The following is a 21,339-nucleotide window of genomic DNA, read 5'->3' on the forward strand; positions in this document are numbered from 1 at the left end:
CCCCATGATCCGCCATCTGGTCCTCTTCCGGCTCAACGAGGGTGTCGAGCGCGACGATCCGCGGGTCGTGGCAGGCGTCGAGGCCTTCCGGGCCCTCGGCGGGCAGATCGAGGAGCTGCGGTTCTGGGAGTGCGCCTGGAACATCAGCGACCGGCCCATCGCCTACGACTTCGCGATCAACTCGGCCGTGGACGACGCCGACGCCCTCAAGCGCTATCTGGAGCACCCGGCCCACCAGGCGGCCGGCGCGCAGTGGCGCGAGTTCGCCACCTGGGTGATCGCCGACTACGAGTTCTGAGCCCCGGACACCCGGAAGCCCCCCGCCGATCCGATTCCGGCGGGGGGCTTTCGCATGGCCGCACGCCCGTCAACTTGTCGGTACCGGACGACAACACGGCGTTATCAGGTGCTTGCACACCGTGCACATGTCTTGTGATGCTATGACCGCTTTTGACGGATGATTGACGGACGAAGAGGTGGCGTTGACCGTGTCGGCCAGTACTGCGCCCCCTCAGGACGAGGCGGCGTCCCCGACCCCGTCGGCCCCCGCGAAGCGCCGTGGCGCGGACACCCGCGCCCTGACCCAGGTGCTCTTCACCGAACTCAAGCAGCTGACCCCCGGCACGCCGGAGCACAACCGGGTGCGGGGAGCGCTGATCGAGGCGAACCTCCCGCTCGTACGCTATGCCGCCGCCCGCTTCCGCTCCCGCAACGAGCCGATGGAGGACGTCATCCAGGTCGGCACCATCGGCCTGATCAACGCCATCGACCGGTTCGACCCGGACCGGGGCGTGCAGTTCCCGACCTTCGCCATGCCCACCGTGGTCGGCGAGATCAAGCGCTACTTCCGGGACAACGTCCGCACCGTCCACGTCCCGCGCCGGCTGCACGAGCTGTGGGTGCAGGTCAACAGCGCGACCGAGGACCTGACCACGCTCTACGGCCGCTCGCCGACCACCGCCGAGATCGCCGACCGGCTGCGGATCAGCGAGGAGGAGGTGCTCAGCTGCATCGAGGCGGGGCGCTCCTACCACGCCACCTCGCTGGAGGCCGCCCAGGAGGGCGACGGACTGCCCGGCCTGCTGGACCGGATCGGCTACGAGGACCCGGCCCTGGACGGCGTCGAACACCGCGACCTGGTCCGCCACCTCCTCGTCCAGCTCCCCGAGCGGGAACAGCGCATCCTGCTGCTGCGCTACTACAGCAACCTCACCCAGTCCCAGATCAGCGCCGAACTCGGCGTCTCCCAGATGCACGTCTCCCGGCTGCTCGCCCGCAGCTTCCAGCGGCTGCGCTCCGCGAACCGGATCGACGCGTAACCCACGAACGGTACGCGGACACCACCGGCACCGGCCCGGAGCACGCCGGGGGTTGGCCTGGCGCACGGCGGGCGCACGGAAGCACGGCACCCATGGCGCTGCATCGCATACCCGATCGATCGGTAACCGGCACGAGCGAATCGCTCACCAGGGCGGATGCCGACAAACACGATCCGAAACCCCGTCAGACCCCCTCCGTGCAGGGGCGATTCACCGCTCACGTGTCGACATGTCGGTACAGAGCGTTGCCGACATGTGACATTCTGCGGGAAGCGCGTTTGCCGTGGCTCCGGCTCCGGTATTCAGGTGAAGGCTGCGTTGCTCGACGACGGCGCCGCCGCGACCGTCCCGCGACCCAAAGGGGGTGGCATGTCCGCAGACCAGGGCAGCTCGAAGGTGCTGACGCCGACGATGAGCGAGGCAGCGCCCAAGGAGCTCGACGCTCTCGATGTCCTCGACGGCTTCGAGGGTGTCACGGCCCTCGACGCCGTGCCGGCCCTCGACACCGTGCCGGCCCAGGCCGCCGGCCCGTCCGCCGAAACGCTCCCGGCCCCGCAGGCCGCGGCGAACCTCGACACCCGCACCCTGTCCCGGTCGCTGTTCCTGCGCCTGGCCGCGCTGGAGCAGGACAGCCCCGAGCGGGCGTACGTCCGGGACACCCTGATCGAGCTGAACCTCCCGCTGGTCCGGTACGCGGCGGCCCGCTTCCGCTCCCGCAACGAGCCGATGGAGGACATCGTCCAGGTCGGCACCATCGGCCTGATCAAGGCGATCGACCGGTTCGACTGCGAGCGGGGCGTGGAGTTCCCGACGTTCGCGATGCCCACCGTGGTCGGCGAGATCAAGCGGTTCTTCCGGGACACCTCCTGGTCCGTGCGGGTCCCGCGGCGGCTCCAGGAACTGCGCCTGGCGCTCACCAAGGCCAGCGACGAGCTGTCGCAGAAGCTGGACCGCTCCCCCACGGTCACCGAACTGGCCGCCGTGCTCGGCGTGTCCGAGGAGGACGTGGTCGACGGCCTCGCGGTCGGCAACGCCTACACCGCCTCCTCCCTCGACTCGCCGGCCCCCGAGGACGACGGCGGCGAGGGCTCCCTGGCCGACCGGCTCGGCTACGAGGACACGGCCCTGGAGGGCGTGGAGTACCGCGAGTCCCTCAAGCCCCTGCTGGCCAAACTCCCGCCGCGCGAGCGCCGGATCATCATGCTGCGCTTCTTCGCCAACATGACGCAGTCGCAGATCGGCGAGGAGGTCGGCATCTCCCAGATGCACGTCTCCCGGCTGCTGACCCGCACGCTGGCCCAGCTGCGCGAGGGCCTCATCTCGGACTGAGGTTCCCCGCCCGCTTCCCCTCCGACGGCACGTCGGCGACCCCGCGCGGACGCCACGTGCCAGGACACCACGCACGACGGCATGGACACGCGGCCGCCGGGTCGCCGCCACGGCGGCCCCGGCGGCCGTCGCCCTGCGCGGGTGTCGCCTGCGGAGGCGGCGGACCGGGCGGCGGTCACACCGCGGCCGGCCCGAGCCGGGGCGGACCGACGGCCGTGGCGCGGGCGGATCCGGTGACGCCGGTACCGCCGGACGGGCCCACGGCGGGCGGGACGAGCGGAGGGGCGGCCCCGGGCGCGAGCGGGCCCGGGCGGGACACAGGTTTCCGCCGACCCTACGGACAGGACACGACCGCGCCGGCACCCCAGGACACGGCGAAGACACCGGCGCGGCTTCCGGCGCCCCGGAACCCGGCGGCGGGCAGGACGGCCGTACGACGCCACCGCCGCCCCCGGCCGCACCGACACCCCCGCCCGCCCCGGCACCGCCGGCCGCCTCGCCCGGTGGCCCAGCGCCCGGCCGTACGACGCCGGCCGCTCCGAGCCGGGGCAGCCGGCGACCGGGCACCGGCCGGCGCTGGGGCCAGGTGTTCGCCGCCTTTCACCATTCCGGTGGTGAGGCGGCCCGTTCGGACTCGGTGGCTTTCGGAACGCACATCATCGGCGCGCTCGGCCTCGACTGCGTGCGGATCGAGAGGCGGGGCGTCTCGGTGGACCGGGGCTGATCCCTTACGGGCCGCCCCCTACTTCAGCGCCAGCCAGGCGACGCCGGCCACCACGACGAGCGCCACGACGACGCCGATGATCAGACCGACCCGGGGGCCGGAGGAGGCCGCCTGCTGCTGACGCCCCTGGGGCGCCTCGTCGACGAAGGCGCGGAACATCTGAGTGCTGCCTGCGGGGTCGTAATTGCCCTGGGGGCCCTGGGTGTTAGCCATGCCCCGAGACCCTAGCGAATCCGGGCGACCGGCCCAACCGCGGGGCCTTCGGGACAGACGGGGGTACCCCGCCCGCACTCACCTGCACATTTACGGTCGCAATACTTGCCTTTGCCAAGTTTTTGCGCGGTCGACTCCATGATTGTTTGCCTTCAGCAACCAAACAGTCTTATGGTTGCCCCAAGCAACGAATACGGGAGGTGTGATGGCCGAGCGGGCGCAGTTTGAAGAGCTGGCGCGTCAGCTCAGTGCCGTCGGAGCCGTGAAACGGGACATGGGGCGGATCCTGCCGCCCGACTGCCCGGCCGGCTCGGCCGCCGTGCTGACCCTGCTCGGCCGCCACGGCGACATGCGCATGAGCAAGCTCGCGGAACTGCTCGCCGTGGACATGTCGGTCACCAGCCGGCACGTCGCGCACGTGGCCGCACGCGGCTGGATCGAGCGGCTCCCGGACCCGGCGGACAAACGGTCGCGCATCCTGCGCCTGACCCCGGAGGGCCTGGAGCAGCTCGACGAGCTGTCCCGGCGGACCACGCACCTGCTCGCCGAGCGGCTGGCGGACTGGACCGACGACGAGGTCGGCCAGCTGATCCGGCTGATGACGCGGCTGCGCGACTCCTTCGGAGACTGCCGGTCCGCACCGGTCCGGCTCCCCGCCCCCGTAATCGAAGAGACCACCCGTACACCCGCAAGCACGTAAGAAAAGGAAGCCCATGGCAACGACCACACCAGCCGGTGTGCGGGCTCACGCCAAGCACGGGGGAGGCCCAGGCGACGCCCCGATGACGCACCGGCAGATCATGGAGGCCCTGTCCGGGCTGCTGCTCGGCATGTTCGTGGCGATCCTGTCGTCCACGATCGTCTCCAACGCCCTGCCGGAGATCATCGGAGACCTCGGCGGCGGCCAGTCCGCCTACACCTGGGTGGTCACGGCCGCCCTGCTGTCGATGACCGCGGCCACTCCCCTGTGGGGCAAGCTCGCCGACCTGTACAGCAAGAAGGCTCTCGTCCAGATAGCCCTCGTCATCTACGTGGTCGCCTCCATGGCGGCCGGCCTGTCGCAGAACCCCGGCATGCTCATCACCTTCCGGGTGTTCCAGGGCATCGGCGTCGGCGGTCTGTCCGCCCTGGCGCAGATCGTGATGGCGGCGATGATCTCCCCGCGCGAGCGCGGCCGGTACTCCGGCTACCTCGGCGCCACCTTCGCCGTCGCCACCGTCGGCGGCCCGCTGCTCGGCGGTGTCATCACCGACACCTCCTGGCTGGGCTGGCGCTGGTGCTTCTACGTCGGCGTCCCGTTCGCGATCATCGCGCTGATCGTGCTGCAGAAGACCCTGCACCTGCCCGTGGTCAAGCGCCAGGTCAAGGTCGACTGGGGCGGCGCGACCCTGATCGCCGCCGCCGTCTCCCTGCTGCTGGTCTGGGTCACCTTCGCCGGTGACAAGTACGACTGGCTGTCCTGGCAGACCTGCGCGATGGTCGGCGGCTCCCTCGTCCTCGGCGCGCTGTTCGTGCTCGCGGAGTCCAAGGCGAGCGAGCCGATCATCCCACTGCGCCTGTTCAAGAACCGCACGATCACGCTGGCGTCCCTCGCCTCGCTGTTCGTCGGTATCGCGATGTTCTCCGGCACCGTGTTCTTCAGCCAGTACTTCCAGCTGGCCCGCGACAAGTCCCCGACCATGTCGGGCGTCATGACCATCCCGATGATCGGCGGTCTGTTCGTCTCCTCGACCGTCTCGGGTCAGTTCATCACCCGCACCGGCCGCTGGAAGGCCTGGCTGGTCAGCGGCGGCGTGCTGGTCACGGCCGGCCTGCTGCTGCTCGGCGGCATCCGGTACGACACGGACTACTGGAAGATGGCCATCTTCATGGCCCTGCTGGGTCTCGGCATCGGCATGATGATGCAGAACCTGGTGCTCGCCACGCAGAACCAGGTGGCGCCCTCCGACCTCGGCTCGGCCAGCTCCACGGTCACCTTCTTCCGCTCCCTCGGCGGTGCGGTCGGCGTCTCCGCGCTCGGTGCCGTGATGTCCCGCCGGATCACCCACTACGTCAAGGACGGCGTCTCCGCGCTCGACCCGAAGTCCCAGGCCGCGCTGGCCGGCAGCTCCGGCTCGACCGACAGCATCCCGGACATGGACAAGCTCCCGGCGCCCATCCGGACGCTGATGGAGAGCGCCTACGGCCACGGCATCGCCGACGTCTTCTTCATCGCCGGCTGCCTCGCCGCCGTCGCCTTCCTGATCACGCTGTTCATCAAGGAGGTCCCGCTGAAGACCAAGGGCGCGCTCGCGCAGTCCGCCGACGGCGACACCCCGGCCGCCGCCGAGGCCACGGCCGCCGCCCAGGCCACGGCCGCCGCCCAGGCCGCCGCGGCTCCCGCCCCGGTCCCGGCCGCGGTCACCCAGGCCACCCCGGCCGCGTCCGGCGGCACCGCCGCCGACACCCGGCCCATGGCGGCCGTCGCCACGGTCGCCGAACCCGGCACCGGCCACGGCGGCACCCCGGTGCACGGCTTCGTCCGCGGCGCCGAGAGCGCCCCGGTCGCGCAGGCCGCGGTCACCCTGATCTCGCTGTCCGGCCGCCAGCTGGGCCGCTCGGTCGCCCAGACCGACGGTTCCTACGCGCTCGACGCCCCGGGCACCGGCAGCTACGTCCTGATCGCCTCCGCCGACGGCTACCAGCCGCAGGCCTCCACCATCGTGGTGGGCGAGGAGCCGGTGTCGTACGACATCCTGCTCAGCGGCACCAGCGGGCTGACCGGTGTGGTCCGGGCCGCCGGGAGCGCGCTGCCGGTCAAGGACGCGATGGTGATCATCACCGATGTGCGCGGTGACCTGCTGGCCACCGCCGCCACCGGCGAGCAGGGCGACTTCGCCCTCACCGACCTGGTGCCCGGCACGGTGACCGTCGCGGTCAACGCGAGCGGCTTCCGGCCGCGCGCCCTGCCCGTCGAGGTCGGCGCCACCGGCGTCACCCGGGTCGAGGTCGACCTGGACGCCGGCGCCCGCCTCCAGGGTGTCGTCCGGGCCCCGCACGGCCCGCTGGCCGACGCCCGGGTCACCCTGGTCGACCAGGCGGGCAACGTGGTCGGCACCGCCACCACCGGGACGGACGGGGCGTACGCCTTCACCGACCTGGACGGCGGCGAGTACACCGTGATCGCGACCGGCTACCCGCCGGTGGCCACCGCGCTGACCGTGACCGGCCCCGGTGTGGACGGCCACGACATCGAACTCGCCCACCCCGGCGAGTAGGCACACCCCGGCCCGTGGCGGCGTGCGCCCTGAGCGGAGGGCGCGCCCGCCGCGGGCCGGTCTCGTACGAGCAATTTTTGAGCCTTTTTCAGGGAGAAACGGGATGGGACTGACCGCGAAGATCCGTACGCGGGACGGGTGGGCCGTGTCGCACGCGGTCGTCACGGTGACCGACATGACCGGTACGCAGGTGCTGCGCGCCGAGGCGGATCACGAGGGAGCGGTACGGGACGCCACCGAGCTGGCGCCGGGGGCGTACACCGTGATCGTGACGGCCGTCGGCTACGCGCCCGCGGCCTCCTCCGCGATCGTCACCGCGAGCGGCCGGGCCGAGGTCGGCACGGTCACGCTGGCCCGGCAGGGCGGCACCGAGCTGCCGCCGCCCGGACCGTGGACCATCGACCCGGCGCACTCCTCCGTCGCCGCGGTCGCCCAGCACCTGGGCATCTCCAGCGTGCACGGCCGGTTCACGGAGTTCGGCGGCACGATCGAGATCGCCCCCGACGACATCGCCAAGTCCCGGGTGGAGGCGGTGATCCGGGCGGCCTCCATCGACACCGGCAACGGCATGCGCGACACGCACCTGCGCTCCGCCGACTTCCTGGACGTCGAGCGGCACCCGGAGATCACCTACCGTTCGACGGGCCTGGACCAGGCCGGCTCCGACCGCTGGACGGTGCACGGCGAACTGTCCCTGCACGGCGTCGTGCGACCGGTGGACCTGGACCTCGCCTACCTCGGCACCGGCGCCGACCCCTGGGGCGGCACCCGCGCCGCGTTCCGGGCCACCGCCGAACTGCGCCGCGAGGACTTCGCGATGAACTACAACCAGGTCCTCCAGGCGGGCATCGCCGCCATCGGCACCACCCTGAAGGTGGAGCTGGACATCCAGGCCGTGCAGGGCGACTCCCTCCCCCAGGCGTAGGCACGGCAGGGTCAGCCACGGGGGCACCCGTTGCCCCTAGGCTGCCCCCATGGCACCGAACATCGCTACGAACACCCGGGTATCGTCGGCCGAACTGCTCGACTTCGTACGGTCCCGGCACCGCGCCCTGCTGATCACCCGCCGTCTGGACGGCTCCCCGCAGGCGTCCCCGCTGACCTGCGGGGTGGACGACTCCGGACGGATCGTGATGTCCACCTACCCGGAGCGGGCCAAGACCCGCAACGCGAAGCGCGACAACCGGGTCAGCCTGGTCGTCCTCAGCGACGACTGGAACGGCCCCTGGGTCCAGATCGACGGCACGGCCAAGGTCGTCGACTCCCCGGACTCCGTCGAACCCCTCGTCGAGTACTACCGCAACATCGCCGGCGAACACCCCGACTGGGACGAGTACAGGGCGGCGATGCTCAAGCAGGGCAAGTCCCTCATCCGGGTGACCCCCGAGCGGTGGGGGCCGGTGGCGACCGGCGGGTTCCCGGCGCGGCTGGTCCAGGAGGGGTAGTCAGCCCCGGGCGACCATCGCCTCGATGCCGGCGATCAGCAGGTCCAGGGCGAAGGTGAAGTCGCGGTCCAGCATCTCGGCCACCGTGTCGCCGCCGCGCGCCGCCATGATGTCCTTGGACTCCCGGATGATCTCGGCGGTCCCCGGGACCTCGTCCACCAGGGACATGGCCTGCTCGAAATACTCCTCCGGGGACAGACCGGTGTCCGCGATCCGGGTGAGGAAGTGGCTCTCGATCGTGCCGTAGCCGTAGACGAACTGGAAGACGGCCGAGATCGCCCCGGTCACCCCGTGCGCGGGCAGCCCGGCCCGGCGGACGACCCGCTGGACCGCGCGGGAGAACGCGAGCGAGTTCGGGCCGATGTTGAGGTAGCGCCCGGCCAGCGGCGACAGCCAGGGATGGCGGACCAGCAGCTCCCGGTAGGCGGCGGCCAGTTTCCGCAGCTGCTCCCGCCAGTCCTCGCCGGTGTCGTCCGGGTCGGGCACCCGCAGCTCGGCGAAGACCGCGTCCAGGGCGAGTTCCAGCAGGTCGTCCTTGGTGTCGACGTACCAGTACAGGGACATCGCGGTGACGTTCAGCTCGGCCGCCAGCCGGCGCATGGAGAACCCGGCGAGCCCCTCGGCGTCCAGCAGCCGCACCGACGCCCCGGTGATCCGCTCCCGGTCGAGCCCGGAGGGCTGCCCGCCGCGTCCCCCGCGCCGGGCCCCGCGCTCCCGCCAGACACTGTCCCGCGCCGACCGACCTGCCGCCTTCGTCACCGGCGCACCTTCCTCGTACTCGGATCGCTTGCCACGATGCTAGGACCGCCACCGGCCCGGAACGGCGCGGGGCCGGGTCGTGGTGCGGCCCCCGCCGCGCGGGCGTGACCAGCAATGACGTCCCCGGGCCATCAGGCGGGCACCCGCTCCGCGCGCCGCAGCAGCCCCGCCGCCACGAATCCGCCGACCAGCACGGCGACCGCCCCGACCAACTGCCCGGTACCCAGCCCGGCGGACAACGACTCCCCGGAGGCCACGGACGAGCTGAGCACGGCACCGAGGACGGCCACACCGAGCCCGTTGCCGAATTCGGCCAGCGTTCCGTTGATCCCGGCTCCGACACCGGCCTTCTCCGGCGGGATCGCGCTCATGATGGCGTGCGCCATCGCCGGGTTCGCCACCGCGCAGCCCGCGCCGATCAGCAGCAGCCCGAGCAGCGTTCCCGCGTAACCGCCGGAGTCCACCTCCGCGATCGACACCAGGCCCGCGGACATGCACACCATCCCCAGCGCGACCGACGCCGGCGTGCCCAACCGCGCCGACCACTTCGCGGACAGTCCGCTGAAGTTGAGCACCACCACCGTCAGCGCCAGCGGGGCGGTCCGCAGGCCGGCCTCCAGCGGTTCGTAACCGAGGACGAACTGGAGGTGCTGCGTCAGCAGGAACAGCGCCCCGCCCATGCCGAAGACGATGAGCACGGCCCCGGCGACCGCGCCCGTGAACCGCCGGTCCCGGAAGAAGTGGATGTCGAGCATCGGCTCGTCGGCCCGGTTCTCCCACCAGGCGAAGGCGCCCAGCGCCAGCACCGCGACGGCCGCCGTGCCCAGCACCCGCGCCGAGGTCCAGCCGTGGCCGGGGCCGGAGATGATCGCGTAGACGAGCGAGGCCATGCCGACGGTGGACAGCACCGCGCCGATCAGGTCGGGGCGGTCGCCGCGCGGGTTCTTCGACTCGGGGACGAGGATCACCACCGCGACCACGGCCAGTGCCGCGACCGGCAGGTTGATCAGGAAGATCGCGCCCCACCAGAAGTGGTCGAGCACGAAGCCGCCGATCAGCGGGCCGCCGGCGAAGCCGAGCGCGTTGACCGCGCTCCAGATGCCGATCGCCTTCGGCTGCTCCGCGGGGGTGAAGATCTGCATCGCCACGGCCAGCGTGGTGGTCATCAGCAGCGCGCCGCCGATGCCCATGCCGGCGCGTGCGCCGATCAGCTGGGCGGTGCTGCCGGCGAGCCCGGCCACGAGCGAGCCGGCGCCGAACAGGACGAGCCCGGTGATCAGCATCTTCTTGCGGCCGTAGCGGTCGGCGGCGCTGCCCGCGGTGAGCAGCAGGCCGGACTGGACCAGGGAGTACGCGTTGATCATCCACTGGATGTCGGACGTCGTCGCGTGCAGCTCGCGGGTGAGGGAGGGGATGGCCACGTTCAGGACGGTGTTGTCGAGCAGCACGGTGAGCTGCGCGAGACAGATGACGCCGAGAATCAGCCAGCGCTGGGGATGGCCTTGCGGTGGGGACATGCCGTACACCGTATAGCGACGCTATACGGTGTACAACATATTTTCCGGTCGGCATCCGGCTCAGTCGTCCGCCTTCCGCGTGAGGTCGTAGAACGTCGCCGAGCCCACCGTCACCTTCTCGAAGGTGCTCTGCACCCAGGTGCTGATCCGGGAGGCGGTGCCGCTGTCGCCGCCGCCCATGCCGCCGCCCGCGATGAAGTAGTGGATCCTGCCGTCCGCGACGTACTTCTCGAACTCGGCGAGCGTCGGGGAGGGGTCGGTGCCGTTGAAGCCGCCGATCGCCATCACCGGGTCGCCCGTGGCGAGCTGGTAACTCGCCGCGTTCTGCGAGCCGATGGAGGCCGCCACCCAGGTGTACGCCCCGGCGTCCTTCTCCAGCAGCTTCCTGGCCTCGGCCGAAACGCTCGCGCCGTTCAGCAGGCCGCCGGCGCCGCCCGTGCGTCCCTCGCCGGTCCGGCCGCCGCCGGGAAGACCGTCGCCGCCCGGCTGGTTCTGTCCGCTGCCGTCCCGCTGTCCTTGGCCCGGCATGCCGGGGAAGCCGCCGCCCGGGAAGCCGTTGCCCTGCCCACCGGTCCCGCCCGGCCGGCCCTGCGGGTTCTGCTGCCCCGGTTGCCCCGGCGTCCCCTGTCCGGGCACGCCGTCGCCGAAGCCACCCCCCGTGCCGCCACCGGGCGCGCCGCGCGGGCCGCCGCCCCGGCCGCCCATCACGCTCGCGCCCGCCGGGCCCGCCGTGACGATCGAACCCGTGTGGCCCTGCCGGACGGTGCTGAGGGTGTACGCGGCCGGTCCGGCCAGCGCGGCCACCAGGCCCACGGCCGCCGTCACGAGGGCGAGGCGCCCGGGAAGCCGGCCGGCGAAGACCAGGCCGAGCGCCGCGGCCAGCCCGCCGGCCAGGACCAGCCACCTCAGCCAGGGCAGATAGTCGGGGGTGCGGTGCAGCAGGACGTAGCCCCAGGCCGCCGCCGCGACGAGGGACGCGGCGAGCGTGACGCCCGCCCACCCCTCGCGCCGCCGCTCCCACAGCAGCCCGGCGCCCATGCCGGTGACGGCCGCGAGGTAGGGGGCGAGGGCCACCGTGTAGTACTGGTGGAAGATGCCCGCCATGTAGCTGAACACCACCATGGTCGTCAGCAGCGAACCGCCCCAGACCAGGAACGAGGCACGGGTGACCGAGGCCCTGCGGGCCCCGCGCGTGGCGACCAGGCCGGCCGCGAGGAGGATCAGCGCGGTGGGCAGCAGCCAGGAGATCTGGCCGCCGGTCTCCGAGTCGAACATCCGGTCCCAGCCGGTCTCGCCCCACATGCCGCCGCCGCCCGGCCCGCCACCGCCGCCGACGCTGCCGGTCTCCTCGCCGTTCAGGCGGCCGAGACCGTTGTAGCCGAAGGTCAGCTCCAGGAAGCTGTCGTGCTGCGAGCCGCCGATGTACGGGCGGGAGGAGGCCGGCCACAGCTCGACCACCGCGACCCACCAGCCGCCCGAGACGACCAGCGCGAGCGCCGCCGCGGCCAGCTGCGCGAACCGCTTCCGCAAGGCCACCGGCGCGCACACCGCGTAGACGACCGCCAGCGCCGGCAGGACCAGGAACGCCTGGAGCGTCTTGGCGAGGAACGCGAGCCCGATCGCGGCCCCGGCCCACACCAGCCACTTCGTACGGCCGTCCTCCAGGGCCCGGACGACGAGGTAGCAGGCCACCGACATCAGCAGGGCCAGCAGCGCGTCCGGGTTGTTGAACCGGAACATCAGCGCCGCGACCGGGGTGAGCGCGAGCACCACGCCCGCGACCAGGCCGGCCACCGGGCTGAACCGGCGCCGCACGGCCGCGTACACGACGGCGACGGTCGCCACGCCCATCAGCACCTCGGGCGCCAGGATCGCCCAGGAGTTCAGGCCGAACAGGCGCACGGACAGCGCCATCGGCCACAGCGCGGCCGGCGGCTTGTCGACGGTGATGGCGTTGCCCGCGTCCAGCGAGCCGAAGAAGAACGCCTTCCAGGACCTGCTGCCCGCCTGGACGGCCGCCGAATAGAAGGAGTTGGCGTAGCCGGAGGCGCCGAGGCCGTACAGGTAGAGCAGGAGAGTGGCGGCCAGCAGGACCAGCAGCGCGGGGCGCACCCAGCGGGGGTCCTCGGGCCGGCCGCGCCACAGCCGCCTCGGGAACGGCCGTCCCGGCCCGGCGGCCGGCTCCGGCACGGCCGGCCCGCCGGTCGCGGTCGTCGGCGGATCGTAGTGGGTGGTCATCGGGCGTCCCCCGGTTCGGTGTCGTGCGGGCGCACCGGCCGCGGCCGCGGAAGGGCGTCCGCGGTCTCGCCGGCACGGAGGTGGGCGGCGGCCTGGTACGGCCGGTCGTACGGCGGCGGGACGGGCACGGCGGTCACCGCGGCCGGGCCGGTCTCCGTCCGGTCCGGGAAGACCCACGCGCGGAAGAGCAGGAACCGCAGCACGGTCGCCGCGAGGTTGGCGGCGACGAGCACCGCCAGTTCGGTGGAGTGCGCCGGGCTGTCGCCGGCCGCGTCCAGGGCGGCGAGCGAGCCGCTGGTCAGGGCCAGGCCGATGCCGAAGACGACCAGGCCCTGCGCCTGGTGCCGGACCGCCCCGCCCCGCCCGCGCACCCCGAAGGTCAGCCGACGGTTGGCGGCCGTGTTCGCCACGGCGGAGACCAGCAGCGCGAGCGCGTTGGCGGTCTGCGGGCCGGCCACCTGCCGGAAGGTGCCGTACAGCAGCAGGTAGAAGAGGGTGGACAGGCCGCCGACCACGCAGAAGCCGACGAGCTGGCGGGCCAGGCCGTGCGGCACGTCGGTCAGTTCGCGGTCGCGCGGGTCGTCGCCGAAGGGCCGGGCCAGCCGGTCCAGCGGCAGCGAACCGGTGGCCAGCGCCTTGCCGACGCGCCACACGCCCTTGAGGTCGTCGGTGGCCGTCTTGACGATGTGCACAGTGGAGTCGGGGTCGTCGACCCAGTCCACCGGCACCTCGTGGATCCTGAGGCCCGCCCGCTCGGCGAGCACCAGCAGCTCGGTGTCGAAGAACCAGCCGGTGTCCTCCACCAGCGGCAGCAGCACCTGGGCCACGTCCCGGCGGATCGCCTTGAAGCCGCACTGCGCGTCCGAGAAGCGGGCCTGGAGCGAACCGCGCAGGATCAGGTTGTAGGCCCGGCTGACGAACTCCCGCTTGGGGCCGCGTACGACCCGGGAGGCGCGGGCCAGCCGGGAGCCGATCGCCAGGTCGGAGTGGCCCGAGATCAGCGGCGCCACCAGCGGCAGCAGGGCGTTGAGGTCGGTGGACAGGTCGACGTCCATGTAGGCGAGGACCGGGGCGTCGGAGGCCGACCACACGGTCCGCAGCGCCCGCCCCCGCCCCTTCAGCTCCAGCCGTACGGTCTCCGCCTCGGGGAACTCGGCCGCCAGCCGCGCCGCCACCAGCGGGGTGGAGTCGGTGGAGGCGTTGTCCGCGACGGTGATGCGGAACGCGTACGGGAACGTGCGCGCGAGGTGCGCGTGCAGCCGGCGGACGCACGGCTCGAGGTCCTTCTCCTCGTTGTAGACGGGGATCACTACGTCCAGGACAGGCGTATCGGCGTCTGTGGCCGGGAGGTGCTCCCGCGCCGGCAGGGTGCCGGGAGAAGAGTCGGTTCGCATGGCGCCGACTCTTCTCAGGCCCCCTGTCGCGCCCGTGTGTTGACGCTGTGCTGCGGCTGTGAGTGCGGTGACAGGCCGGTCCCCGGCACCGGCCCGGCGGCGTCCAGGGGGGCGAGGGCGGGCAGCCGCAGGGTGAACACGGTGCGGCCGGGCCCGCTGTCCACGGTCACAGTGCCCCCGTGCGCGGTGGTCACGGCCCGCACGATGGCGAGTCCGAGGCCGGTGGAGCCGGTGGCGCGGGTTCGCGCGGAGTCGCCCCGGGCGAACCGTTCGAAGACGTGCGGCAGCAGCCCGGCCGGGATGCCCGGGCCGTCGTCCTCCACCTCCACGCACATCCACGGCCCGCGCCGGCGCACCCGCGCGGTGACGGTCGTACCGGACGGGGTGTGCTTGCGGGCGTTGCCCAGCAGGTTGACCAGCACCTGCTGGATCCGTGCCGGGTCCGCGGAGACCAGGGCCGGCGCATCGGGCAGGTCCAGCCGCCAGGTGTGGTCCGTGCCCGCAGCGCGGGAGTCGCTGACCGTGTCGACGACCAGCGGGACCAGATCGGTGGGCTCGAAGCGGAGCGGCCGTCCGGCGTCGAGCCGGGCGAGCAGCAGCAGGTCCTCCACGAGCAGGGTCATCCGCCCGGCCTCGGACTCGATCCGGCCGAGGGCGTGCCGGGTGTCGGGCCCGACCTCCTCGCGGCCGCGCCGGGTGAGTTCGGCGTACCCGCGGATGGAGGCGAGCGGGGTGCGCAGCTCGTGGCTGGCGTCGGCCACGAACTGCCGTACCCGCGTCTCGCTGCGCTGCCGGGCGTGCAGGGCGCCGTGCACGTGGTCGAGCATCCGGTTGAGCGCGGCACCGACCCGGCCGACCTCGGTGTGCGGGTCGCACTCCGCCTCCGGGACCCGCTCGCTGAGGATCACCTCGCCGGTGTGCAGCGGCAGTTCGGAGACCCGGGAGGCGGTGGCGGCGACCCTGCGCAGGGGGCGGGTGGCGACACCGACGAGGACGTACCCGGCGATGGCGGCGGCGATGAGACCGGCGGCGGTGACGCTGATCTCGACCAGGACGAGCGTGTTGATGTTGTCGTCGGTGTCCTTGGTGGGGAGCCCGACGTAGAAGGCGTCGCTCCGGTCCCGGCTCGCCCTGTACTTCACGAGGTAGCCGCCGAGGCCCGGGAGCCGCACGGTGTGCGCGGCGCCGTCCCGCGGCACGGTACGGAGCGCCGCCTTCTGCGCGGTGGTCAGGCTGTCGGCCCGGGACCGCTTGAAGAAGCCGTTGTCGTCGTTCTGCTGCCGGGCGACGGCGGCGCTGGTGATCGAGGAGCCGCGCACATAGGCCGCGACGGCCCCGAACGGGGTGGGCCCCTTCGTCAGCAGGTCCTCCACCTTCGTGCCCGGGGTGGAGGCGTCCGGCATCCGGGGCAGCCCCGGTCCGGCGCCGCCGGGCTCCAGGTGCCCGACCCCGCGCATGGCGATCTCGGTGACCTTGCCGTCCAACTGCTCGTACAGGTGCGAGCGCAGCGCCAGCGTGGTGACCGTGCCGATGACCGCGCACACCACCGCGATCAGCGTCACGGACGCCACGACGAGCCGCGTGCGCAGGGTGCGCGGCTGTCCCCGTCGCGGTCGCGGCCGGCGCCGTCCGCTCACGACGCGGCGGGCTTGATCAGGTAACCGGCCCCCCGCCGGGTGTGGATCATCGGCTCGCGGCCCGCGTCGATCTTCCGCCGCAGGTACGAGATGTACAGCTCGACGACATTGGCCTGGCCGCCGAAGTCGTACGACCACACGCGGTCCAGGATCTGCGCCTTGCTGAGCACCCGCCGGGGGTTGCGCATGAGGAAGCGCAGCAGCTCGAACTCGGTGGCGGTGAGGTGGATCGAATCACCGCCCCGCGAGACCTCGTGGCTGTCCTCGTCCAGGGTCAGGTCCCCCACGACGAGCACGGAGTCGGACCGCCGGTCGGCGGCTCCCGAGCGGCGGATCAGCCCGCGCAGCCGGGCGACGACCTCCTCCAGGCTGAACGGCTTGGTGACGTAGTCGTCGCCGCCCGCGGTGAGCCCGGCGATACGGTCCTCCACCGCGTCCTTGGCGGTGAGGAAGAGCACGGGCACGTCCGGCAGTTCGCGCCGCAGCCGGCCGAGCACGGACAGGCCGTCCATGTCCGGGAGCATCATGTCGAGCACGACGGCGTCGGGCCGGAACTCGCGGGCCGTCTGGACCGCCCCCTGGCCGTCGCCCGCGCTCCTGATCTGCCAGCCCTCGTAGCGAAGGGCCATGCTCAGCAGTTCGGTGATCGACAGCTCGTCGTCCACCACCAGCACGCGGACGGGGCTCCCGTCCGGCCTCAGCAGTTCGGTGCGCCCCTGGGGCGAGGTCCTGGTCATGGCGGACACCCTGGCGGGGTGCTCTGAGAAGACGCTTTCCAGAGTCTGTGATTTCTCTGAGAAAGGGACGGGGGGCAGCGGGCGGGGCAGAGGGCGGGAGCCTGGGACCGGGAGGCCGGGAGGCCGTGGACCAAGGGCCCGGAGGCCGGGAGACCGGGAGACCGGGGACCAAGGGCCCGGAGGCCGGGAGACCGGGAGACCGGGGACCAAGGGCCCGGAGGCCGGGAGACCGGCAGGCCGGCAGGCCGGGAGGCCGGGGACCAAGGTCCCGGGGGACGGTAGAGGGTTTTGGACAGGGCGGGTCAGAACAGCCCCTCCGGCGGCCTGCCGAACTCCCGGACAGGGAAGCCGCATCCGTCCGCCGCGGTACCGGCCGGCACCAGTTCCCAGCCGGTCATCAACCGGGTGTCCAGCACGACGGCCCCGCGCCCGCCGACGGCCAGATGGAGATCGGGCCCGGCGACCGCGACCAGCTCCCCGCGCACGGCCCCGCCCGGCACCAGCTCCACGACCTCACCGAACGCCTCCGGCCCACCGGTGAGCCCGAAGGCGCCGAGCTGATCGACGACTTGGCAGGGATCGGCCCGCAGCGACTCCGGCCAGCCGGGGAGCGCGACGGCCCGCGCGTGCAGCTCCCGCACCTCGGCGGCGCGCTCCGCCTCCGACTCCGGCAGCGCGGCCCGCACCGCCCGCTTCTCGGTGTACGGCACCCGGTCCGGCACGCGCAGCGCGGCCCGCAGCAGTTCCTCGGTGCGCCGCGCGGCCATCAGGGGACCGGTACCGAGCCAGCTGAAGCAGACGGCACCCTGTTCGAGCAGCCGGGCCGGACCCCGCTCCACAGCGGTGATGCCGACCTTCACCATCCCGGGCCCGAACCAGGCCAGGTACACCCGGTACGGCCGGGGGTCGTCCGCGACCGTGTCGGCGGCCACCGAGTGCGCCCGCTCCAGCCGCGCGCACTCCTCGCACCGGCCGCCCGTGCTCCGCCCCGGCACGACGGCCCGCACCGGACAGCCGTTCCCCCGCGCTCCCGCGCACGTCCGCACACCGCCCTCCGGCACGGCGAACCCGATCCGCCTCCCCCGGCCCAGCGCGCTGCGCCGCCCACCGCCCCACACCAGCACCGGGCCGTCCGCCACCCAGCGGAGCCCTGCGCATTTCCAGACCTGTGCCATCACTGGCGAGGGTAAGGGCTGGGTCTGACACCATTGGTTCCCTTACCGGCTAAGCGATATGAACCGAAACTCTCACCCCTCAAGGACTCCCAGAAGATGCACGGCACGCCGAGCGAGCCCGCCACCCCGGCCCAAGCGCTGTCGGCGATGGACCACCTCATCGCCGCCCATCTCATCGGGCAGCAGGAGCTGGCCCGGCGGCTGGGCCTGACCGTGACCGACCTGGCCTGCTTCACCTTCGTCCTGGAGGCCGGTGACGACCTGCTCACGGCGGGCGACCTCGCGGCCCGCGCGCACGTCACCACGGGCGCGGTGACCGGCATCCTCAACCGCCTGGAACGCGCCGGCTACGTCACCCGCCGCCCGGACCCCGCAGACCGCCGACGGGTCCGCGTGGCGGCGGTCCCGGAGGCGATCACCCGGGTGCGGACGGTGTACGCGGGCCACACCAAGCGCCTGACGGCCCTCCTCGCGGACTACTCCCCGGAGCAACTGGCCCTCATCACCGACTGCTTCACCCGCACCACGGCCCTGGCCCACGAATACCTGGAAAAACTCAACCGCAACGCCCCGGACGAGGACTGCTGACACCCCACCGCCTGCCCCGACCCACCCGCCGCACGTGCAGCCCGCTCCTCGTCATCCTGCTTCACTGCTGGCTGTACATCCCCGAAACGCAAGAGGCCCCGGATTTCTCCGGGGCCTCTCACCTTGTGCATTCGGCAGGATTCGAACCTGCAACCTTCTGATCCGTAGGATCGGGCAGAGCGTTGGGCGGATGCTCCGCCCTCCTCCCGACTGATCGCTGACGGCCGTGATCAACGGTCCCTGTGAGCCGTCGTTGCCGTCAGGGTTGCCGTCAGCTCTGAACAACGGCGCAGCCTCCCAGCACCTGAAGAACTGTAAACACAGCCGGCCTGAGAGGTACAAATTTCGGCACAGGCTGCAAGGCGGCAGCTTCGCTAATCGGGCGCGGAACGGCGCCCGGTCGCGCGCGCCCCCGTCTCCACCCCACTTGCGCCCGGTCAGTCAGCGCCCGTGCCGCGCCAAGGTGCTAAGCCTTTTAGCCAACCAACTGATTGAGCAACCAACTGACGACCGCACGTGCAGCACCTGTTACTACCCCCACCGCAAGCAGTTGGATCGTTCGGAGACGCCCACGTCCAGACCGGCGCTCGTCCACAGCACTCACTCCTGTCATGCCCGAGAAGCCCGCGTTGGGCTCCAACGGTCTCCAGTAAGGCAACAACTGCCTCGGCGGAGTCCCGACAACTTCGCGGGGTTCTAAGCTGGGGCCATGGTCAGGACTGGTCCCAGCGCGGCAGACAGAGCCCTCTTGGAGCACTTGCAGCGCCGTGGGATCCAGGCGAGCCTGGCTCAGCTCGAACGATGGCGTCACGCTGGGATTTTGCCGCGCAATAGGCGCACATTCTTAGGTAGAGGCAACGGGTCAGCTTCCACACTTGATGGCGCATCATTCGATATTACCGAAGCAATGTCGATAGTCTCGCGGCAAGGTGTATCCATACATGAAGCAGTGTTGCGAATCTTCACAGTAGATCCGCGCCATAACGACCTTTTCGTACTTCCCGGCTTTCCGTTGCCAGAGTCGGCAGTTCGCTCAGCTCTTGAGTGGTTCGTCGAACACGGCGACCAGACCCTAGACGGCAGAATACGCAGAGAATTGCAAAAATGTCGCTCCATAGAAGATTCGGCGGAGACAATCACAAGGATTTCTATCGAACACTACAATCGCATGCTCCGCAATCCCGACCCTACATCGACACATCGCCCAAATCTTTGGAGTTTGGGAGGCCGCAGAGATGTAGTCGACCTTGCCGCCTTTGGAGTGGCCAGTTTTCTCGGCGATGAAGAAATTGGCACCGACAGACTTGCCGAGATTGTAGCGAACTTCGCCGGCAGGCAAATCAAGCTAAATGAGACTGAAATCCGCAAAGGGTACGCTCGAATCAAACGTGCCCTTAACGCGGTAGAGCTAGACGGCAAGCAAGCCTTCCAGGCGCCGCGCATGAGAACGACCGAGGCGATCATCGATCAACTCGGCCATGCTCAATTTGATCTGATCTGCGATACCAGGGACAAGATTGCGTTTGTGGCAGAGATGGGGCACCTATACCTTCAAATCGGAGGGTCTGACATTGCGGAACCAATGGCCGGCCGAATGCTTGAGGCCAGCACCGGCTCAATCACCGCAAACATGATCTTCCATTCTGTGGTACCAATCGCCACCACTCTGGATCAAAACGCGTGGCATTACTTGACTGCCGTGCTGGTGATGACCTTGACGGAATCAGATGGGGAATACTTAGACGCTCTAAATAAGCTGGCGTGCGCAGCTGCTCCTGACCGCTTCGGGGATGGACGACCTGTACAGCCCTAGGGGGCCCGTCCGACCCAAAGCAGGTGTCGCAGGTGCGGTCAGCCGAGATAGGGCCGATCGCGGTGTTCCAGGAAGTGACAGATCCGGAGCCGCTGCGTGTGGTGCATCGGCAGCTGATCGATCTCCTCCGGCCGGACGAACCGCAGCTCCGTGGACTCGTCCGAGATCGCGAGCCGGCCCCCAACCACACGGGCCGTGAAGCAAACGTTGAACTGTCTACGCACCTCACCGTCCGAGTAGGCGATGATGTGGCGAGGGTCGGTGTACGTGCCCACGAGACCGGTGATCTCCACGTCCAGACCCGTTTCCTCCTTCACCTCGCGGACGGCCGTTCCCGGGAGTGAGTCGGTCATCTCCATACCACCGCCTGGCAACGCCCAGAGATCGTTGTCCCGCCGGCGCTGGAGGAGAATGCGTCCCTCGTCGTCGGTCACCACGGCGGACGCGGCGACCACCATGCTGTTCGGCTCCGGTGCCGCCGGGTCGTCGTAGTACTCGGTCCTGGCCATGGTCATCCTTCTTCGCTTATCGGCGTCGAGGTTTCCCACACCGCGTCGAAGCTGCTGGCGTAGGTATCGAACATGCCACCCTCCCCGCTGCGGCGCAGATGCCACACGGGAGCACCGTAGGCGTTCACGCCCCAGACGTGGGCATTGACCAGCGCCTGGTCGTCCGCGCGATAGATCGAGTTGTAGAGCGTGGTGGCATGGGTCCGGACCTCGATGCCAGCGACCTCGGCCAGCGGACGGTAGTGCATGAGGGCGAGTCGGCAGCGGGACTCGATCCCGTGCCCGAACTTCTCCTCGATGCCGCGCTGTTGGACATGCGGGCTGTCCGGGTCGCCGACTGCGATACGAATCGCACACCCATCGGCGGCTCGCTCTCGCAGCAGGTCGTTGAGCCGCGGGTACGCCTCGTGCAGGAAAACAGCGGCGTACACCAACACGTCGATCCGCTCGCGGGCCTGAGTCAGCATGTCCACGAAGGTCGACACGGGGATGTCTGCCCGCTGGTCGTAGAGGGCCACAAGTTCCGGGCTGACGGCGCGGGCGGGACGTGCCTGCCGGAGCGCGGGCCATAGAGCGTGCACGTCTTCTCCTAGCCTCGGCCTTTCATGACGGTCTGCCGACGGAGTCGGCAGACCGTTTCGCGTTCTGAGCCTGCTGATGGGCAGGCCGAGTGCCCGTCTGTCGC

The 21,339-nt window shown here is 71.2% G+C and carries 18 protein-coding genes and 1 pseudogene; 9 read left to right on the forward strand and 10 right to left on the reverse strand.

Annotation, left to right across the window (positions count from 1 at the left end):
• The first annotated feature begins 4 nt into the window (after positions 1 to 4).
• From ACZ4W9_RS29830 to ACZ4W9_RS29840, 3 genes are all read left to right on the forward strand, one after another.
• Positions 5 to 298 (forward strand): Dabb family protein, encoded by a 294-nt coding sequence (locus ACZ4W9_RS29830; protein WP_467941008.1) that lies wholly within the window; start codon positions 5 to 7, stop codon positions 296 to 298.
• 184 nt (positions 299 to 482) lie between these two features.
• Positions 483 to 1,319: an RNA polymerase sigma factor SigF gene (locus tag ACZ4W9_RS29835; protein WP_467941032.1), complete on the forward strand. Its 837-nt coding sequence runs from the start codon at positions 483 to 485 to the stop codon at positions 1,317 to 1,319.
• A 369-nt stretch (positions 1,320 to 1,688) separates the two neighbouring features.
• Positions 1,689 to 2,648, forward strand: coding sequence for an RNA polymerase sigma factor SigF (locus tag ACZ4W9_RS29840; RefSeq protein WP_467941009.1), 960 nt, complete (start codon positions 1,689 to 1,691; stop codon positions 2,646 to 2,648).
• A 742-nt stretch (positions 2,649 to 3,390) separates the two neighbouring features.
• Here ACZ4W9_RS29840 and ACZ4W9_RS29845 read toward each other — a convergent pair.
• Complete coding sequence (locus ACZ4W9_RS29845) at positions 3,391 to 3,585, reverse strand: hypothetical protein (RefSeq protein ID WP_467941011.1); 195 nt, start codon at positions 3,583 to 3,585, stop codon at positions 3,391 to 3,393.
• A 205-nt stretch (positions 3,586 to 3,790) separates the two neighbouring features.
• On the opposite strand from ACZ4W9_RS29845, the gene ACZ4W9_RS29850 reads away from it, so the two are divergent.
• The 4 genes from ACZ4W9_RS29850 (at position 3,791) to ACZ4W9_RS29865 (ending at position 8,287) form a co-directional block, all read left to right on the forward strand.
• Positions 3,791 to 4,285 (forward strand): MarR family winged helix-turn-helix transcriptional regulator, encoded by a 495-nt coding sequence (locus ACZ4W9_RS29850; RefSeq protein ID WP_467941012.1) that lies wholly within the window; start codon positions 3,791 to 3,793, stop codon positions 4,283 to 4,285.
• Between the two features lie 82 nt (positions 4,286 to 4,367).
• Positions 4,368 to 6,842: an MFS transporter gene (locus tag ACZ4W9_RS29855; protein ID WP_467941014.1), complete on the forward strand. Its 2,475-nt coding sequence runs from the start codon at positions 4,368 to 4,370 to the stop codon at positions 6,840 to 6,842.
• 103 nt (positions 6,843 to 6,945) lie between these two features.
• Positions 6,946 to 7,767 (forward strand): YceI family protein, encoded by an 822-nt coding sequence (locus ACZ4W9_RS29860; RefSeq protein ID WP_318202556.1) that lies wholly within the window; start codon positions 6,946 to 6,948, stop codon positions 7,765 to 7,767.
• 49 nt (positions 7,768 to 7,816) lie between these two features.
• Positions 7,817 to 8,287 carry a PPOX class F420-dependent oxidoreductase gene (locus tag ACZ4W9_RS29865; RefSeq protein WP_467941015.1) on the forward strand — a complete coding sequence of 157 codons (471 nt, stop codon included), beginning with the start codon at positions 7,817 to 7,819 and terminating at the stop codon, positions 8,285 to 8,287.
• On the opposite strand, the gene ACZ4W9_RS29870 is transcribed toward ACZ4W9_RS29865, so the two are convergent.
• The 7 genes from ACZ4W9_RS29870 to ACZ4W9_RS29900 all read right to left on the reverse strand — a co-directional run bounded on the left by ACZ4W9_RS29870 (position 8,288) and on the right by ACZ4W9_RS29900 (position 17,744).
• Positions 8,288 to 9,046: a TetR/AcrR family transcriptional regulator gene (locus ACZ4W9_RS29870; RefSeq protein WP_467941016.1), complete on the reverse strand. Its 759-nt coding sequence runs from the start codon at positions 9,044 to 9,046 to the stop codon at positions 8,288 to 8,290.
• Between the two features lie 131 nt (positions 9,047 to 9,177).
• The gene (locus tag ACZ4W9_RS29875; RefSeq protein WP_467941018.1) at positions 9,178 to 10,563 is read right to left on the reverse strand and encodes an MFS transporter; all 1,386 of its coding nucleotides are present in this window, start codon (positions 10,561 to 10,563) and stop codon (positions 9,178 to 9,180) included.
• A gap of 60 nt (positions 10,564 to 10,623) precedes the next feature.
• Positions 10,624 to 12,801, reverse strand: coding sequence for a glycosyltransferase family 39 protein (locus ACZ4W9_RS29880; protein ID WP_467941019.1), 2,178 nt, complete (start codon positions 12,799 to 12,801; stop codon positions 10,624 to 10,626).
• Positions 12,798 to 14,195 (reverse strand): bifunctional glycosyltransferase family 2/GtrA family protein, encoded by a 1,398-nt coding sequence (locus tag ACZ4W9_RS29885; protein WP_467941020.1) that lies wholly within the window; start codon positions 14,193 to 14,195, stop codon positions 12,798 to 12,800. The genes ACZ4W9_RS29880 and ACZ4W9_RS29885 overlap by 4 nt, the downstream gene beginning before the upstream one ends.
• A 14-nt stretch (positions 14,196 to 14,209) precedes the next feature.
• Entirely contained in the window at positions 14,210 to 15,832 is a 1,623-nt protein-coding gene (locus ACZ4W9_RS29890; protein WP_467941022.1) for a sensor histidine kinase, read from the reverse strand.
• Entirely contained in the window at positions 15,829 to 16,569 is a 741-nt protein-coding gene (locus ACZ4W9_RS29895; protein ID WP_467941023.1) for a response regulator transcription factor, read from the reverse strand. Before ACZ4W9_RS29895 ends, ACZ4W9_RS29890 begins: the two co-directional genes overlap by 4 nt.
• A gap of 302 nt (positions 16,570 to 16,871) precedes the next feature.
• Positions 16,872 to 17,744 (reverse strand): DUF2797 domain-containing protein, encoded by an 873-nt coding sequence (locus ACZ4W9_RS29900; protein WP_467941024.1) that lies wholly within the window; start codon positions 17,742 to 17,744, stop codon positions 16,872 to 16,874.
• Positions 17,745 to 17,840: 96 nt separating this feature from the next.
• Between ACZ4W9_RS29900 and ACZ4W9_RS29905 the strand changes: the two genes are divergently transcribed.
• Together ACZ4W9_RS29905 and ACZ4W9_RS29910 are read left to right on the forward strand one after the other, a co-directional pair.
• Positions 17,841 to 18,332, forward strand: coding sequence for a MarR family winged helix-turn-helix transcriptional regulator (locus tag ACZ4W9_RS29905; RefSeq protein WP_467941026.1), 492 nt, complete (start codon positions 17,841 to 17,843; stop codon positions 18,330 to 18,332).
• A 907-nt stretch (positions 18,333 to 19,239) separates the two neighbouring features.
• Positions 19,240 to 20,145, forward strand: a complete 906-nt coding sequence (locus ACZ4W9_RS29910; RefSeq protein WP_467941027.1) for a hypothetical protein — start codon at positions 19,240 to 19,242, stop codon at positions 20,143 to 20,145.
• 38 nt (positions 20,146 to 20,183) lie between these two features.
• Here ACZ4W9_RS29910 and ACZ4W9_RS29915 read toward each other — a convergent pair whose 3' ends face one another.
• A complete protein-coding gene (locus ACZ4W9_RS29915; protein ID WP_467941028.1) occupies positions 20,184 to 20,654 on the reverse strand; it encodes an NUDIX domain-containing protein in 471 nt (156 codons plus the stop codon).
• A gap of 2 nt (positions 20,655 to 20,656) precedes the next feature.
• Positions 20,657 to 21,247 (reverse strand): annotated as a pseudogene (locus tag ACZ4W9_RS29920) (XRE family transcriptional regulator); the annotation flags it as partial.
• Positions 21,248 to 21,339: the final 92 nt, after the last annotated feature.

The organism is Streptomyces sp. NPDC029296 (assembly GCF_055569255.1).

Coding starts and splice junctions, on each gene's coding strand:
- ACZ4W9_RS29830 (WP_467941008.1), top strand. CDS start 5: ATGATCCGCCATCTGGTCCTCTTCCGGCTCAACGAGGGTGTCGAGCGC.
- ACZ4W9_RS29840 (WP_467941009.1), top strand. CDS start 1,689: ATGTCCGCAGACCAGGGCAGCTCGAAGGTGCTGACGCCGACGATGAGC.
- ACZ4W9_RS29845 (WP_467941011.1), bottom strand. CDS start 3,585: ATGGCTAACACCCAGGGCCCCCAGGGCAATTACGACCCCGCAGGCAGC.
- ACZ4W9_RS29850 (WP_467941012.1), top strand. CDS start 3,791: ATGGCCGAGCGGGCGCAGTTTGAAGAGCTGGCGCGTCAGCTCAGTGCC.
- ACZ4W9_RS29855 (WP_467941014.1), top strand. CDS start 4,368: ATGACGCACCGGCAGATCATGGAGGCCCTGTCCGGGCTGCTGCTCGGC.
- ACZ4W9_RS29860 (WP_318202556.1), top strand. CDS start 6,946: ATGGGACTGACCGCGAAGATCCGTACGCGGGACGGGTGGGCCGTGTCG.
- ACZ4W9_RS29865 (WP_467941015.1), top strand. CDS start 7,817: ATGGCACCGAACATCGCTACGAACACCCGGGTATCGTCGGCCGAACTG.
- ACZ4W9_RS29875 (WP_467941018.1), bottom strand. CDS start 10,563: ATGTCCCCACCGCAAGGCCATCCCCAGCGCTGGCTGATTCTCGGCGTC.
- ACZ4W9_RS29880 (WP_467941019.1), bottom strand. CDS start 12,801: ATGACCACCCACTACGATCCGCCGACGACCGCGACCGGCGGGCCGGCC.
- ACZ4W9_RS29885 (WP_467941020.1), bottom strand. CDS start 14,195: ATGCGAACCGACTCTTCTCCCGGCACCCTGCCGGCGCGGGAGCACCTC.
- ACZ4W9_RS29895 (WP_467941023.1), bottom strand. CDS start 16,569: ATGACCAGGACCTCGCCCCAGGGGCGCACCGAACTGCTGAGGCCGGAC.
- ACZ4W9_RS29900 (WP_467941024.1), bottom strand. CDS start 17,744: ATGGCACAGGTCTGGAAATGCGCAGGGCTCCGCTGGGTGGCGGACGGC.
- ACZ4W9_RS29905 (WP_467941026.1), top strand. CDS start 17,841: ATGCACGGCACGCCGAGCGAGCCCGCCACCCCGGCCCAAGCGCTGTCG.
- ACZ4W9_RS29910 (WP_467941027.1), top strand. CDS start 19,240: ATGTCGATAGTCTCGCGGCAAGGTGTATCCATACATGAAGCAGTGTTG.
- ACZ4W9_RS29915 (WP_467941028.1), bottom strand. CDS start 20,654: ATGGCCAGGACCGAGTACTACGACGACCCGGCGGCACCGGAGCCGAAC.